Raw genomic sequence first — 14099 nt, 5'->3', positions numbered from 1 at the left:
TAAAAATGGTTTATCGATGCGGACGTCAAGGCTTGAGCACGGCTTTCAGGCCCCTGGTCAGCACGGCTTCGGCGTTGGGGGCGACCCAGCACCAGTCGCGGAGGTTGGAGTCCTTCTCGGCGATGCGGTCGGCGGTGGGGATGTAGCCGGTGGCGGCGTCGCCGTAGCCGACGGCGATCACCGTCTTGTCGGGGCGGAGCTTCTGGGCGAGGAGCTGGTAGGCGACGTAAGTCTCCCCCGGGCAGAGGACGAGGATCGTCGGGCCGAGGTCCAGCGCGGGGAGGTCGATCGGTCGGCCGGCGGCGAGTCGCGCCCGCCAGCTCAGGCCCATCGCGGCGAGGCACTGCTTGAACGGGTGGGCGTGATCGGCGAGTTGCGCGTTCAGATCGGCTTCCGTGAATCCGACGTCGTCGCGCGGGGAGAACTTCAGGGTCTCGATGCGGAGCCCGGCGTGTTCGAAGGGCTGGGGGCGGGCGGCCTCCCAGGCGCGGGCCATGGCGTCTTCCAGACGGGCGGCCAGCTCGGGACGGCGGGCGGGGTCGCCGTCGTTGTACTTGCCCGCGACGACGTCGCCGCTGCAGCCGGAGAGATAGATCTGGGCCACGCCCGGCATCGCCTTGCGACGGGCCCGGCGGGCCATGCCGATGAAGTCGGCGGAGACCTCTCCCTTGCCGTAGTAGCTCATCGGGTGGATGGCGTAGTGGCTGAGCGCGGCGACGGGCTCGTCGTCGTCCCAGAACCCGACGGTCGTGACGAATGGGTCGATCGGGCCCTCGTCGGCCTCACGAGCCAGGGGGATCTTCGAGGCGCTCATCCGGTCGTGGACGATGGTTCCGTCGGGCTTCACATAGCGACGGCTGGCGCCCAGTTGCTCGGCCTTCGCGCGGCCGACGCCGACGTGGGTGATCCTCCGCGGCGGCCCCTTCACGGCCTTCGCGACGGCCCGCGCCACGCGCTCGACCACCAGCTCATGGAAGGCCAGGTTGCAGACCCGGCCGACGCAATCGCGGCGCTCCAGAATTCGCTCTGCTTCGAGGTCGGCGATGGGGGCGTCGTGCTGGTGGACGGCCGAGAGGAGGACGCAGCGCGGGTCGGTCCCAGCGGCTCGGGCGATGACCTCGCGCCAGCGGTCGTAGGCGTCGTTGCGGATCTCGCACCAGTCGACGGCCGCGACGACGACGGGCTTATCCAGCGTCCCGCCGCGAAGCACGATTCCCACGATCTCCAGCGGGTCGGCCACCGACTTCACCGCCGCGATGCCGCCCCCCATGCAGGGATGCCCAACAGGCGGCGTGACGTCGGCCTGGAACGAGAACAGTTCCCAGGGTTGGGCCGGCGGCCCGGCCGCGCGGGGGGCGACCCACATCGCCGCGGCCAGGGCGCCGAGGACGTCGCGGCGAGGAATGAGGCGGTCAGAGGAGGCGTGTTCTTCGTGCGTCATGATATCCAGATTGAGCGTCGAATCCCTGCGGCTCGGCCCTGCCGCACGCAGTTGAGCGCCGCGGGCCCATTCTAGCAGATCACCGGCCCGACCTCGCCTCGACGTCGGCGAATTGGTTATGGTGGGTCGTCGCGGGTTCGGGTCGGCCGGGCCCGCGCAGGGAGGTTTGAGCGTTGCGAATTCTGGTCGTCGGCGCGGGCGGGATCGGCGGGTATTACGGGGGAAGGATGCTGGAGGCGGGTCGGGACGTGACGTTCCTGGTCCGCCCTCGACGCGCGGCGAAACTCAAGGCGGACGGCCTTCCCATTCGCAGCCCCTCGGGAAGCGTCGACCTCGCCGCGCCCCCCGCGGTCACGGCCGACGAGTTGAAGGCCGGCGAGCCGTTCGACCTGGTGATCCTGACCTGTAAGGCTTACGACCTCCCCGGCGTCATGGACGACGTCGCGCCGGCGGTCGGGCCGGGGACCCTCGTCCTGCCGACGCTCAACGGGATGCGGCATCTCGACGCGCTCGACGCACGATTCGGCCCCGAGGCGATTCTCGGCGGCTTCTGCCTGATCTCCGTTCGCCTGGACGACGCCGGCCGGATCGTCCATCTCAGCGACGTTCACCGCCTCGTCTTCGGCGCTCGGCGCCCGGAACAGGCCGGGCCGGTTCAGAAGGTCTCGAAGGCGCTGGAGGGGGTGAAGTTCGAGCCCGTCCTCAGCGACGACGTGATCCTCGCCATGTGGGAGAAATGGGTCTTCCTGGCGACGCTCGCCGGCGTGACCTGCCTGACGCGCGCGACGATCGGCGACGTCGTCCAGGCCGGCGGCGCCGACCTGAGCCGGGCGATGCTCGAGGAATGTCGGGGCATCGCCGAGGCCCACGGCCAGGCCCCTCGCGAAAGCTTCCTGGAGATGTCGCGCAAGCGGCTCACCGACCCAGACTCGACCCTGACCGCGTCCATGCTCGACGACCTCGAACGCGGCGGCCCCACCGAGGCCGACCACATCCTGGCCGACCTCCTCCGTCGCGGCGAATCCCAGGGCGTCAAAGCCCCCCTGCTCCAGGCCGCGGCCGTCGCCCTGCGGGCCCAGGAGATCCGGGCCGGACGGTGAATCGCGCCCCGGGCGACCGGTTGTATGGGCTCGATGATCGAGTCGGTGATTCGTGAGTAAGGTATCAGACGGAGGGACCCTCACGGACCTTCCGTCGGGCTGAACCACGAAAAGACGGCGCGAAAATGGACTCTCCTCGCTCAACACCACCGAAGAAAGCCGCAACTGGGTGTCATGGCCACGCTTGCGTGGCCATGAACCGGCGAGGGGTGCCGCGTGACCGTGGCCGATCGCATGGCCACGCAAGCGTGGCCATGGCACCCGATTCCAGCCTTCGATCCAGAAATGGCTTCCGGCGGGGGTCGGTGGTGTTCAGCAAGGATCGCCCGAAAATGTCCAAACGAACCCACTGTTCGACGGCGATTTCGATGCTCAAGTCGAGGCCGACTGGGAACTTCCGTCGGACGGGTTTGGTTGGGGGTCGGTGCGAACAAAGCCGCCGAGGCCTTGGTTCGGATACGCATCCGGTTGTTGGTTCTCGACGCGGCGCCGATTCCACCTCATCTGGCCGCTCCGTGGTCAGCTTCTCCCGCCGCGAGGGGGGAAGGCCGTTATGGTCCGGACTTTGCAGCGGCGTTGCTCTCAAGAAAACGATCGAACGAACCCGCTGCGAAAGAGGGTTTTCTTCGCCCAAAATGGGGCATGCCAGTTGCTTCCGTCAATCGGCTTCGGTTGCGGGTCGATGGGAACGAAGCCGCCGCAGCCTGCCTGGACTGCGTTCGGATTCTTCATGATCCGGACTGCAAGCTGCGAAGCGCCTTCAGGGGGGGTACTATCGGGGGATGGTCGCGAAGGGTCGCAGGGTCGGTGGCAAGGCCGGGGAAAGGAAGACGCAATGGCGATGACGGGCGTGCTGGCGATGGTCGTGGGGATGTTGGCGGCGTCGGGGGCCGAGGAGGCTCCGGCGACGAGGCCGAACATCGTGATCGTCTATGCGGACGACATGGGGTATTCCGACCTCGCCTGCTACGGGGGCGATCTGACCAGGACGCCGAACATCGACCGCATGGCCCGCGAAGGGGTCCGGCTGACGCGGTATTACTCGGCCTCGCCGATCTGCTCGCCGTCGCGCTGCGGGCTCGTGACGGGGCAGTTCCCCGCGCGTTGGCGGATTACCAGTTACCTCCAGACCCGGGCCGGCAACCGCAACTGTGAGCAGGCCGACTTCCTCGACCCCGCCGCGCCCAGCCTTCCCCGCACTCTGAAGGCGGCCGGCTACGCCACGGCGCACGTGGGCAAGTGGCATCTGGGAGGGGGCCGCGACGTGGTCAATCCGCCGAAGTTCGCCGCCTACGGTTATGACCTGGGCCTGGGGACCTGGGAGAGCCCCGAGCCCGCCCCCGAGATCACCGCCACCGACTGGATCTGGTCCGCCCGCGACCCCGTCAAGCGCTGGGAGCGCTCGCGGTGGATGGTCGACCGGACGCTCCAGTTCATGAAGGAGCACGCCGACAAGCCCTGCTTCGTCAATCTGTGGTTCGACGACGTCCACACGCCCTGGGTTCCCACGGCCGACGACCAGATCCTCAGCGACGACGGCCACACCGGCTCGAAGCCCGCGACGCCCGAACGGCTCGCCGCCGTGCTGGACGAGGTGGACGTGCAGGTCGGCCGGCTGATGGACGCCATCCGTGCCGATAAGTCGGGGAGGCCGACGCTCGTGCTGTTCGTCTCCGACAATGGCCCGCTCCCCACCTTCGAGCGTCGGCGGTCGGGCGGCCTGCGCGGCAGCAAGATGAGTCTGTACGAAGGGGGGACGCGACTGCCGTTCATCGCCTGGGGGCCGGGGCTGGTCTCGGCCGGCGTGACGAACACGGCGAGCGTCGTATCGGCCGTCGACATGTTCCCCACCCTCTGCTCGCTGGCCGGCGCCCCCCTGCCCGACGGCTACCGCCCCGACGGCGAAGACGTGACCGCCGTTTTCCGCGGCGAGAAGCTCAAGCGCACCAAACCCCTCCTCTGGGAGTACGGCCGCAACGCGAAGTCCTTCGCCTATCCCCAGGGCGAGGACCGTTCGCCGAACGTCGCCGCCCTCGACGGCGACTGGAAGCTCCTCGTCAACGCCGACGGCACCGGCGCCGAACTCTACGACCTCTCCGTCGACCCCGAAGAACGCTACAACCGCGCCGAGGCCGAACCCGACCTGGCGCGTCGATTGTCCGAAGCCGCGCTGTCGTGGCGTCGGGCGATGCCGTGAGGGCGACGACCTTCAACGGCGGGGGATCGCGTCGCAGCCGCCTGGCCTCTTCGGGAGTGATCGGAATCGATGTCCGAAGTTGAGCAGCTCTTGCAGAAGATCGAGGACGGCATCGTCGAGCACGGCGGCGATCTCGGGGGTTGGACTCGTCTCGACGGGGACGCGTTGCAGCTTTTCGACGGCCGCATCACGCTCCGCGCCGAGCTGAGGGGGGGGCCCTCCATCGGCAGCGCGGGGATGATCCACCTCCACATTCTGGCCACGCTGCACGACTACGACGACGAGGTGCTCGACGCCTGCATCGTCGGCATGGGGGAGAACCGCGAGGCGGCGCTGGCGCAGGCGGCCGTGATCTGGATCACCTGCGTCGCCGGACCGATCCGATCGTTCCTCGACGACAGGCCGGTCTGCTCGTCCTGCAAGGCGGGCGTGAAGGGGGGCGATGCGTCGAAGGGATACTGTCCCGGCGACTACGGCCTGGCTCCCGGCTTGCGCTCATACGTCGGGCCGGCGATCTCTCGTGGCTTCACGGACGATCGAGCCACGTCGCGACTCGACGATACGAAACCCTGGTTCCGGTTCGCCGCCGAGTCCGCGGCCCCGCGTCGGGTGCATCTGGCCAAGGCGACGATCCTGGCGAAGGGGAAGGCCGGCTGGAATCGCGAGTTGGAGATCGACGGCCACGACGTCTCCCACGTCGACCCCGACTGGCCGGCCGGCGTGCGCGTTTCGGAGGTCGGCTACCTCACGCGGTTCGCCGTCTTCGCGTTCCCGGACGACTCTCCCGAGGTCGCTCGTCAGGCCGAGTTGGACCGGACCATCCGCCGCTTCGCCGAGGACTTCTCGAAGTACGAATCCGTCGACCCCCTCATGGAGGACATGGTCGCCCAGGGGTTCGATCCCGACCTCGTCCACGAGGTCGAGTCGCTCTCGACGATCGCCTTCGGCCGGCTCCTCTTCGAGCCGTACGGCTTGCAGTACTCGCCGACGATCATCCGCGCCCGCCGCGACGGCCGCATCGAGACCGACGTCCCCCTGATGGGCGTCCCCGCCTACTCCCGCGCGCGGGCCGTCGGCGCTCGGTTGCGGGAGACGATGCCCATGGAACAGTTCCGGTCGCTCTGCCTGTACAACGCCGAATCGAACGCGATCATGCAGGCGATGGAGGCCGCCGACGGAAAACCCGAGTTCAATAAGATGAAGTTGTATCCGAGCGTCGTCCCCGACCGCGGCGTCGACGAACGGACGATGGACGCCGCCATGGCCGAGTTGTCCGCTTTCATAGAGCGTGATCGAACGCGACAGAAGCGGCCCTGGTGGAAGTTCTGGAAATCATAGGCGCAAATTCGACGTGTGAATCGGTGTTACTGGTTTCCCAGGTTCCCCAGTCTCATGTAGACTGGCCCACCAGTTCTCATCCCCTCCCGCCACCACTGATGGACCACGTCGATGTCGCTGCTGCTGAGCCTCTCGCCCGTCCGCCCGCGTCGTCCGCGATCGTTCCGACCCGAACCGGCCGACGTGCCGTTGGAGGTCCGGGCGCTGCTGGCCGCGGCCGTGATCCAGTGGTCGATGGACCCCCGATTCGTCAACGACCCCTTGCACGGCAACGCGCCTGACCTGGTCAACACGTACGACTACGCCAACCCGGCGAACGGGTATGGGGTGTCGCTCGACGCCTCGCAGTCGTCCGGAATCCTGCCGACGACCACGTTCCTCTGGACGGTGACCAGTTCCAGCGGGCTCTCCCTGGTCGTCTCCGGCGAGAACCCGGACGTCGACCTTCAACAGGGAAGCTATCGGGTGAAGCTGACGGCGACCGGCTTGGCCGGGACCCGCCGGCCGGTCTCCACCGTGACCACCATCCTGGTGAAGGACGTGCTGGTGGTCTCGATCGGCGACTCGTACGCCTCGGGCGAGGGGAACCCGGTCGTCCCCGGATTCTTCGACCCCGAATGGGCCTATTCGCCCGACGCCGCGATGAACCAGGAGAACGCCGACGCCCATCGCTCGACGCTCGCCGGCCCTGCGCAGTTCGCCCTCCAACTGGAGGCGTCGAACCCGCACCAGTCGGTCACGTTCGTCTCGGTGGCGAACTCGGGGGCGACGATCCCGGAGGGCGTCCTGGGACCGATGCCGAGCATCGGCGATCCGTCGCACATCCTCCCCGCCGAGATCGACGAGTTGAAGTCGATCATCGGCACTCGCCACATCGACGTGCTGGCGATCACCGTGGGCGCCGACGACGTCGGGTTCAGCGAGCGGGTCAAGCAGCTCATCGAGAACACCTACTTCGGCTACCCGACCCTGACCGAGATCCAGCAGCAATACAACGCGGACATCCAGGCACTCCCCGGACAGTACGCGAACCTTGCAAAGGCCGTGCAGGCGCTGAACCCCGGCCAGGTGATGATCGCCCCCTACCCGGACGTGACCCGCGACCAGAACGGGAACGTCGCCGCGATCCTGGGGCCGCTGGACGTCACGCTCGTCAGCAAGGCGAACGCGGAGTTCGCCTCGTCGACAATGATCCCCCCGCTGAACGCGGCCGTCGCGGCTGCGGCGAAGACCTACAAGTGGACCTACCTGTCCCAGGTCTTCGGCGATTTCAACACCCACGGTTACCCGTCCACCAGCCCCTGGATCCGGACCCTCACCGAATCCGAGGAAATGGAAGGGACCGACCAGGGAACGTTCCACCCCAACGCGACGGGGCATCTGGATATCGCCAGGCGGATGTATCAGGCCTATCGCCCGCTCATGAGTCGATTCCCCGCGGCGAGGGGCCTGACTATGCGGGCCACCCGGGCCGCGAGAGCCTGAGGAACAGGAAATCCCGCATGAACGACGACGAGAAAACAATCCGCGGCGTGGCGGCGACGTGGATCGCCGCCACGAAACGCGGGGACCTGGAGACGGTGCTCGACCTCATGGAAGAGGACGTCGTGTTCCTGGTCCCCGGCGCTGAGCCCTTCGGCAAGACGGCCTTCGCCGAGGCCTCGCGCGAGATGACGGCCGGCGGGATGACGATCGACGGCGAGAGCGAGGTGCTGGAGGTGAAGATTCTGGGCGACTGGGCCTTCATGACGACCCGCCTTCGGATCAAGGCCTCCCGCCCAGGGGCGCCGGAGATGGTCCGCGCCGGCCACAGTCTCACCATCCTGCACAAGCGCGACGGCCGCTGGCGGTTGGCGCGCGACGCCAACCTGCTGGCGCCGGCGAAGACGTCGCACGACTGAAGTGCGGTGAGGCGTGTTTGGAGCAGAGAGTCGGCGGCCAGTCGGTGAATTCACCTGGTTTTCGCTTGACGCGAGGCGTGGAGCAGGTGAATCTTATATCGTTTGTCAATACACGTCTTTGTTTGGTTGATGCGATGAGGTTGAGAGCCGTTCGGAGCCGTTGCAGGCGATCCGTCGGTCGCCCCTGCGCATGAAGCGGCTCCGCGACCTCGGACGGGAGGACGAGCCATGTCGGCACGGGCCTTGCTTCGGCTATGGGTCATTGCCTCGGCGACGGTTGGTTTCATGGCCGTCCTATCGGCCTCGCCTCCGCCGGCCCAGGCCGATTTCTTCGTGCCGAAGAATCTCGTCAGCGACGATTCGGCGGTCAACCCGGCTGTGCTGGTCGACCCGAAGCTCAAGAACGCCTGGGGAGTCTCGGCGACCGCCACCAGTCCGTTCTGGGTGTCGGCCAATGGGTCGGGCCTCTCAACCCTCTACACCGTCAACCCGACGACGGGCGTTCCGACGAAGTCGGCGTTGGAGGTGACGATCCCCGGCGTCGGGAACGTCACGGGCCAGGTCAACACGCCGCTCGCAGGCTCATTCAACGGCGACGCCTTCCTGTTCGTCAGTCGCGACGGAACGATCTCCGGCTGGCGAGGCGCGCTGGGGACGACAGCCGAGGTCCTGCAAACCGGGTCGACGTCGAACGACTACACAGGGACGACCGCGGCCGTCGTGAACGGCCACGCGTATCTGTACTCGGCCAACTTCCATACGGGGAGCATCGACATCCTCAAGGGCGACATCGGTGCGCCCAACCTGACCGGAAAGTTCCTCGATCCGAACATCCCGGTCGGTTACGCGCCGTTCAACATTCAGAAGCTGGGCGACACCCTCTACGTCACCTATGCGCTGCAAGGCGCCGGCGGGGCCGACGTGCCGGGCGCGGGGCACGGGATCGTCTCCGCGTTCGACCTTCAGGGAAACCTGCTGGCTGAGGTGGGGGCGGGCGGGGCGTTGAACTCGCCCTGGGGATTGGCGATCGCCCCTTCCTCGCTTGGATCGTTCGCCGGCGATTTGCTTGTGGCCAATTCGGGCGATGGTCGGATCAACGTGTTCGACTCGACCTCGTTCGCCTTCCTCGGCCAGTTGCCGGGCGCCGGCGGTCAACCGCTGGTCATTGACGGGCTTCGAGGCCTGATCGTGGGCAACGGCGGCTCGGGAGGCGACTCGGCCTCGCTCTATTTCACCGCGGGGCCTGGCGGTGGGGCTCACGGCGTCTTCGGCGTGATCCAGTCGGTTCCGGAGCCGTCGTCGGTGGTGCTGATGCTGTTCGGCTCGGCCGTCGCGGCGTGGGCCGGTCGCCGGCGGCTTGGGGACTGAGACCCGCGGGCCGGCGAACTCGTGCGGCCGAGGCGTCGATCAGGGCACCGGGCTTGGCGCTCGCTTGCCCTTCATGTCGGGCTTGACGCCCCCGCCCGGGTCGAAGTCCTTCGGAGGCTCGATGTTGGACGGGAGGCCGACCTCGATGTTGCTGGCGTTGCCGCATCCGGCGAGGACCAGGGGCAAGGGGACGATCAGCACTGCGGCCAGGCCGAGCGCCGGTAGTCGACGACGTTGCATCAGGGATGGCTCCTATCGATGTCGGGGAGGGAAGAGGATCGTCCGCGCCCGACGTCGGGCGCGGACGAAGTCTGGTCAGAAGGAGTCTGCGCTGATGACCTCGCCGCCGCCGCGGGTCCCTAGAGCCCACCAGGCCTGGTTGGAGACCGAGTCCTTGATGAACTTGACGGAGCCGTCGCACATGCCGACGTTCACGCCGCCGGGGTGGTTGCTGGTCGGCGGCACCACGCCCTGCCCGCCGCCGAGGCCGGCGAAGGTCGAGGGATTGGTGTCGCAGGAGTGCATGTTGGGCGGGCCGAAGTGGAAATAGCGGTTCCAGATCGTGGCCCAGGGATGGCCGATCGTCCAGATCTGACCGCTGCGGTAAGAGGAGATCGACGTCGTGCTAGCCGGCAGCGACTTGCAAGCGTTGAGCACGTTCATCGTGCCGGTCATGTCGTTGCCGTTGATCGTCCCGGCGATTGAAAGCTGGAAGATCGAACGCTTGGCGTAGTCCTTCTGGCCCACGGTGACCGTTGGGTTGTTGGTCACGCCCATGAGCCGCTCGCTGAACATCGCGGTATTCGAGGTGCCGTCGATGATCGCCGCCAGGCCGATGCAGTTGGTCGAGGGCGCCTGGGTGGTGTTCCCCCAGTACGGGCTGATGATCACGCCGGAGAAGGTCTGCAGCGCGCCGGGCCCGCCGACGTTCCCCACGTAGTTGAGAGCGCCGTACGGCGGTTGGGGCCGACCGGTCGCATTGTCCGACGGGCAGAGGTAGCACGCCAACTGATTGTAAAGGACGGTCGTGTTGATGCTCGGCCCGCCGCCGCCGGGGTCGCGAAACCCACAGACCGTGTTGTAGGCGTTGTAGACCGGCGTTTGTTCCAGGTACGGCAGAATCATCAGCGTCCAGCCGTACGAGTAACGATCTCCGCCGTTGCCCGTGATGCCGCTCGAGGCGGCCGTCTCATTCGTCCCAGCCGGGTAGTGATCCCCCAACGGGATCCGGTCGGTCGCCGAGAGATAGTTGTGCGCCGCCAGGCATATCTGCTTCAGATTGTTGACGCATTGCGCCCGACGGGCGGCTTCACGCGCCGCCTGAACGGCGGGCAGCAACAGTGCGATCAGGACTGCGATGATCGCGATGACGACCAGCAGCTCGATCAGGGTGAAACCCTTTCGACGCGACATGAGATGAGCCCTCAGTTGACCGAAAGAGAGGAGTGCTCCGGCGGCGGGACGGGACAGTCGTCGCCGGGACGGCCGACAAATGAAAGCATAATCAGTTCTATGGGCGATGATCGACCTTCGACTTGAATGAGGCCCCATCGCCCGCGAGCGCCATTCTATGGAGTGATCTCGGCTGCTCCCACACAAAAACATCAAAACTCTTAGCGGAATCTTCGTGTACGAAATCGTTAATGGGAACGCGGAGGGCGACTGTACAACAGTTGACATGGGGCCGCGATCTTGCTTCAATCCACCCGAAATCGGGTGAGACGACGTTCGCCGAATCAAGGAGGTGGTCATGCAAGCGAAGGGACTGACGCCCATCCTGAACGTCTCGGACTTGCCGGCGAGCTTCGCCTGGTTCGAAAAGTTCGGCTGGACGAAGGGCTGGGACTGGGGCGATCCGCCGACGTTCGGGGCGGTCTGCTCCGGCGAATGCGAGATCTTCCTCTGCCGCGGAGCGCAGGGAGGCCGTGGATACGGCTCGGGTCGGCCGACGTTCACCGAGGACGGCGACGACGAGTCGGATAAGGGAGTATGGATGTCTATCTGGGTTGAGGACGTCGACGCCGTTCACGCCCGCTGCATTGCGGAGGGCCTGGAGGTGGCCTTTCCGCCGACCGATATGCCCTGGTGCGTCCGCGAGATGCACGTACGGCATCCCGACGGCCACGTCTTCCGCGTCAGTCGGGGACTGAAGACCGAGGAGTCTACGGAGTCCTCCTCATGAACGGCCGCGCGGTCTTCAAGGCGGTTGGGCCGATCGGCGACACCGACGTCGATGCGCTGCCGGTGAAGCACGTCGAGCCCGCTGTCGGCTTCTACACGCGCTGCCTCGGCTTTACGGTGGTCTCGAAGGATGCGACGACGGCCCGACTGCGGCGCGACGATGTGACGATCGGCCTGGCCGTCAACGGTCACGACCCCGAACAGGCGAGCTGCTGGTTCTCCGTCAGCGACGTCGACGCTCTCTGGCGCGAGTACGACGAGCACGGCGTCGGGCCGGGCGTAATCGACGAGCAGACCTACGACGGCAGCCCGTACCGCGTCTTCTTCGCCCGGGAGCCGTACGGCGTCTGTTTCTGCTTCACCCAGCCGCTGGACCGGGAAGGAATCGCCTGACGTGGCCCACGACGTCGACGAATTGAAGTTCCAGGCCACGCCCGAGAAGGGCGATGTCTCGGCCCTCGTGATCCGTCCCAAGGGCGCGACGCATCTCCTCGTCCTCGGCCACGGGGCAAGCACGACGATGCGGCACGCCACGTTGCAAACGATCGCTGAGCGGCTTGCGGAGGTCGGCGTGGCGACCCTGCGGTACAACTTTCCGTACTCCGAGCACGGCAAAGGGCGCGATTCCCAGGCCGTCTGCACGGCGACGATCCGCGCGGCGGTCGCGACGGCGAGGAAGCTCGCGCCCAGGCTCCCCCTGCTGGCGGGCGGTCACTCGTTCGGCGGCCGGATGACCTCGACGGCCGCCGCCGAATCGCCCCTCGAAGGCGTCCGCGGGCTGGTCTTCTTCTCGTTCCCGCTCCATCCCGCCGGCAAGCCCGGGACCGAACGCGCTGACCATCTGGACTCCGTCGACCTCCCCCTGCTCTTCCTCAGCGGCACGCGCGACGACCTGGCGGAGATGGATCTGCTGCAACCCGTCTGCGAACGCCTGAAGCCTCGCGCCACGCTTCACGTCCTGGAGGCGGCCGACCACGGCTACAAGGTTCTCAAGCGCGAGCGCAAGAGCCCGGAGGACGTCTTCGTCGAGATGGCCCGCGTCGTTCACGACTGGGCCTCGAATTTGGGATGACACGGCCCGGAGCCGTCCCGTGAGCAAATCGCCGATCAAGGTCGCCGCGGCGCAGTGTCTCATCACGGCCGACGTCCGGGCCAACGGGCGAGAAATCCGTCGGTTGATGGTGGAGGCCCGCGCGGCCGGTGCCGGGCTGATCCACTTCCCGGAGGCGGCGATGTCCGGCTGCTCGAAGGCCCAGGTCAAGGACTGGGGTCTCGTCGACTGGGAGGCGATCGCCGACGAACTGCGGGCGACGGCCGCGCTGGCCCGTGAGCTAGAGCTGTGGGTCGTGGTCGGCTCGGCCCACCGGCTTACGGCGCCGAATCGACCTCACAACAGCCTCTACGTGATCTCCGATCGGGGCGAACTCGTCACCCGGTATGACAAGCGGTTCTGCTCGCATACCGAGATCACCGGCTGGCACGCGCCCGGCCGGTCTCCCTGCGTGTTCGAGGTCGGCGGCTGGAAATTCGGTTGTGTCCTTTGCATCGAGGTCCACTTCCCGGAGCTGTTCCTGGACTACGCGGAGCGCGGAGTGGATTGCATCCTGTTCTCGGCCTACGCCGACGACCCGATGTTCGGCGTCCAGGCCCAGGGTTACGCGGCCTCGCACAGCTTCTGGATCAGCCTGTCGATCCCGACCCAGACCTCGGGCGCCTTGACCAGCCGTCTCATCGGGCCGACGGGCGAGATCCAGGCGTCGGCGGTGGCGTCGGCGTCCGGAATCGCCGTCGAAACTCTGGACGAAGACTCCCCGCGCTGGGAGGTCGCCCGCCATCGGGCCCGCCCCTGGCGCGCCCGGGCTCGTGAAGGCGGGATCTATCGCCCTCACGATGCAGTCGACGACCCGAGGAGCCAGGACCGGACTGCGTTCTGACGGCATTCGTCGTCTCCTCGCCGCCGACTTCAATTGCGACGGTCGACGAAAAATCGTTCATCGGTCACAAACCGGACGGGTCCGAACGTCCTTGGTGTCGAGAGCCGGGAAGCTGCACGGCGACGTCATTACGACAACGGAAAGCGAGGAAGCATCATGGCCCGAGTTGCGCTGGCGGTCGGAATCGTCCTGACGGCTGTGGGGATGGTCGCGGCGATGCACGATGACGAGGCCGAGTCCGTCAAAACCTTGACCGTGCGGGACATCGTGGAGAAAGTCGACGGCAAGGAGACGACGGCAACGGCGGTGGAGGTGACGATCCAGCCCGGGAAGGCGGGCGTCTCCCACCGCCATCCCGGCCCGGGGTTCGGCTACATCCTGGAGGGCGAGTACGAGTGGGGCATCGACGACCAGCCCACCAGGATCCTCAAGGCGGGCGATACGTTTTACGAGCCGGCCGGATGCCTGCATCGCGTGTCGAGGAACCCGGGCAAGGCGAAGACCCGGTTGCTGGCGTGGGTCCTGCACCCTCGTGATGTGAAGGAGATCGTCATTCCCGAGCCGAAGAAGTGACCCCCGCCTCGCAAGCGTGGGGAAGCCTCTGTGCGCCATCAGAATCGAACAACACGAACAACAAGG

Annotated in this window: 14 protein-coding genes; 11 read left to right on the top strand and 3 right to left on the bottom strand. The window is 67.0% G+C overall.

The window, feature by feature from the left end; all coding sequences use genetic code 11:
* Nucleotides 1–25 precede the first annotated feature (25 nt).
* Complete coding sequence (locus G5C50_RS17270; protein WP_165071372.1) at nucleotides 26–1441, bottom strand: hypothetical protein; 1416 nt, start codon at nucleotides 1439–1441, stop codon at nucleotides 26–28.
* A gap of 173 nt (nucleotides 1442–1614) precedes the next feature.
* Between G5C50_RS17270 and G5C50_RS17265 the strand changes: the two genes are divergently transcribed.
* The 6 genes from G5C50_RS17265 (at nucleotide 1615) to G5C50_RS17240 (ending at nucleotide 9345) form a co-directional block, all read left to right on the top strand.
* On the top strand, nucleotides 1615–2541 hold the full coding sequence (locus tag G5C50_RS17265) for a ketopantoate reductase family protein (protein ID WP_165071370.1): 927 nt from the start codon (nucleotides 1615–1617) through the stop codon (nucleotides 2539–2541).
* 835 nt (nucleotides 2542–3376) lie between these two features.
* On the top strand, nucleotides 3377–4738 hold the full coding sequence (locus tag G5C50_RS17260) for a sulfatase family protein (protein WP_165071368.1): 1362 nt from the start codon (nucleotides 3377–3379) through the stop codon (nucleotides 4736–4738).
* 69 nt (nucleotides 4739–4807) lie between these two features.
* A complete protein-coding gene (locus G5C50_RS17255) occupies nucleotides 4808–6076 on the top strand; it encodes a hypothetical protein (RefSeq protein ID WP_165071366.1) in 1269 nt (422 codons plus the stop codon).
* A 111-nt stretch (nucleotides 6077–6187) separates the two neighbouring features.
* Nucleotides 6188–7561, top strand: a complete 1374-nt coding sequence (locus G5C50_RS17250) for an SGNH/GDSL hydrolase family protein (RefSeq protein ID WP_165071365.1) — start codon at nucleotides 6188–6190, stop codon at nucleotides 7559–7561.
* Between the two features lie 17 nt (nucleotides 7562–7578).
* Nucleotides 7579–7977: a YybH family protein gene (locus G5C50_RS17245; RefSeq protein WP_165071363.1), complete on the top strand. Its 399-nt coding sequence runs from the start codon at nucleotides 7579–7581 to the stop codon at nucleotides 7975–7977.
* Nucleotides 7978–8205: 228 nt separating this feature from the next.
* On the top strand, nucleotides 8206–9345 hold the full coding sequence (locus G5C50_RS17240) for a TIGR03118 family protein (RefSeq protein ID WP_165071361.1): 1140 nt from the start codon (nucleotides 8206–8208) through the stop codon (nucleotides 9343–9345).
* Between the two features lie 39 nt (nucleotides 9346–9384).
* Here the strand turns inward: G5C50_RS17240 and G5C50_RS17235 are convergent, their stop codons facing one another.
* Together G5C50_RS17235 and G5C50_RS17230 are read right to left on the bottom strand one after the other, a co-directional pair.
* Nucleotides 9385–9585 carry a hypothetical protein gene (locus G5C50_RS17235; protein ID WP_165071359.1) on the bottom strand — a complete coding sequence of 67 codons (201 nt, stop codon included), beginning with the start codon at nucleotides 9583–9585 and terminating at the stop codon, nucleotides 9385–9387.
* A 75-nt stretch (nucleotides 9586–9660) separates the two neighbouring features.
* Complete coding sequence (locus G5C50_RS17230) at nucleotides 9661–10758, bottom strand: DUF1559 family PulG-like putative transporter (RefSeq protein ID WP_165071358.1); 1098 nt, start codon at nucleotides 10756–10758, stop codon at nucleotides 9661–9663.
* A 337-nt stretch (nucleotides 10759–11095) separates the two neighbouring features.
* Here G5C50_RS17230 and G5C50_RS17225 point away from each other — a divergent pair, with 337 nt between their 5' ends.
* From G5C50_RS17225 to G5C50_RS17205, 5 genes are all read left to right on the top strand, one after another.
* Complete coding sequence (locus G5C50_RS17225; RefSeq protein ID WP_165071356.1) at nucleotides 11096–11527, top strand: bleomycin resistance family protein; 432 nt, start codon at nucleotides 11096–11098, stop codon at nucleotides 11525–11527.
* On the top strand, nucleotides 11524–11919 hold the full coding sequence (locus G5C50_RS17220) for a VOC family protein (RefSeq protein ID WP_165071354.1): 396 nt from the start codon (nucleotides 11524–11526) through the stop codon (nucleotides 11917–11919). The genes G5C50_RS17225 and G5C50_RS17220 overlap by 4 nt, the downstream gene beginning before the upstream one ends.
* 1 nt (nucleotide 11920) lies before the next feature.
* A complete protein-coding gene (locus G5C50_RS17215; protein ID WP_240907125.1) occupies nucleotides 11921–12598 on the top strand; it encodes an alpha/beta hydrolase family protein in 678 nt (225 codons plus the stop codon).
* A 19-nt stretch (nucleotides 12599–12617) separates the two neighbouring features.
* Nucleotides 12618–13460, top strand: coding sequence for a carbon-nitrogen hydrolase family protein (locus tag G5C50_RS17210; protein ID WP_165071352.1), 843 nt, complete (start codon nucleotides 12618–12620; stop codon nucleotides 13458–13460).
* A 156-nt stretch (nucleotides 13461–13616) separates the two neighbouring features.
* Entirely contained in the window at nucleotides 13617–14033 is a 417-nt protein-coding gene (locus G5C50_RS17205; RefSeq protein WP_165071351.1) for a cupin domain-containing protein, read from the top strand.
* The last annotated feature ends 66 nt before the right edge of the window (nucleotides 14034–14099 follow it).

Origin of the sequence: Paludisphaera rhizosphaerae, from assembly GCF_011065895.1 — a bacterium.
In the GTDB taxonomy this organism is placed as follows: Bacteria; Planctomycetota; Planctomycetia; order Isosphaerales; family Isosphaeraceae; genus Paludisphaera; species Paludisphaera rhizosphaerae.
The sequence above is the reverse complement of the archived record's forward strand: the minus strand, read 5'-3'. Positions and strand labels throughout refer to the sequence as shown.

Excerpts from the sequence above, each read along its gene's own strand:
- G5C50_RS17240 (WP_165071361.1), top strand. The coding sequence starts at position 8,206 with ATGTCGGCACGGGCCTTGCTTCGGCTATGGGTCATTGCCTCGGCGACG.
- G5C50_RS17225 (WP_165071356.1), top strand. The coding sequence starts at position 11,096 with ATGCAAGCGAAGGGACTGACGCCCATCCTGAACGTCTCGGACTTGCCG.
- G5C50_RS17230 (WP_165071358.1), bottom strand. The coding sequence starts at position 10,758 with ATGTCGCGTCGAAAGGGTTTCACCCTGATCGAGCTGCTGGTCGTCATC.
- G5C50_RS17235 (WP_165071359.1), bottom strand. The coding sequence starts at position 9,585 with ATGCAACGTCGTCGACTACCGGCGCTCGGCCTGGCCGCAGTGCTGATC.
- G5C50_RS17260 (WP_165071368.1), top strand. The coding sequence starts at position 3,377 with ATGGCGATGACGGGCGTGCTGGCGATGGTCGTGGGGATGTTGGCGGCG.
- G5C50_RS17250 (WP_165071365.1), top strand. The coding sequence starts at position 6,188 with ATGTCGCTGCTGCTGAGCCTCTCGCCCGTCCGCCCGCGTCGTCCGCGA.
- G5C50_RS17205 (WP_165071351.1), top strand. The coding sequence starts at position 13,617 with ATGGCCCGAGTTGCGCTGGCGGTCGGAATCGTCCTGACGGCTGTGGGG.
- G5C50_RS17270 (WP_165071372.1), bottom strand. The coding sequence starts at position 1,441 with ATGACGCACGAAGAACACGCCTCCTCTGACCGCCTCATTCCTCGCCGC.
- G5C50_RS17255 (WP_165071366.1), top strand. The coding sequence starts at position 4,808 with ATGTCCGAAGTTGAGCAGCTCTTGCAGAAGATCGAGGACGGCATCGTC.
- G5C50_RS17245 (WP_165071363.1), top strand. The coding sequence starts at position 7,579 with ATGAACGACGACGAGAAAACAATCCGCGGCGTGGCGGCGACGTGGATC.
- G5C50_RS17220 (WP_165071354.1), top strand. The coding sequence starts at position 11,524 with ATGAACGGCCGCGCGGTCTTCAAGGCGGTTGGGCCGATCGGCGACACC.